1 pseudogene is annotated in these 265 nt (G+C 35.1%); it reads right to left on the reverse strand.

Features of this window, described 5'->3' with window-relative positions:
• Nucleotides 1-88: 88 nt before the first annotated feature.
• Nucleotides 89-265 (reverse strand): annotated as a pseudogene (locus BTHG_RS23910) (ATP-binding cassette domain-containing protein); the annotation flags it as partial.

Raw genomic sequence — 265 nt, forward strand, 5'->3', positions numbered from 1 at the left:
ATGACAGCTAATCTAAATATCACACCCTTCATGGAATTGACAATCATCGGATATTGTTATAAAATTATCTTGAATTCAAGATAAATTAAATTAAGATAATCGAAGTATTTGTCTTCTCTCGCAAGTCCTTCATTAGCTGTAAAATTTGTGCTTGAATGGTTACATCAAGTGCAGTAGTAGGTTCATCAGCAATTAAAAGCTTTGGCCTGCAAGCAAGAGCGATTGCAATCATTACACGCTGCCTCATTCCTCCAGAAAATTCATG

The sequence above is a fragment of the Bacillus timonensis genome (assembly GCF_000285535.1).
In the GTDB taxonomy this organism is placed as follows: Bacteria; Bacillota; Bacilli; order Bacillales; family Bacillaceae_L; genus Ferdinandcohnia; species Ferdinandcohnia timonensis.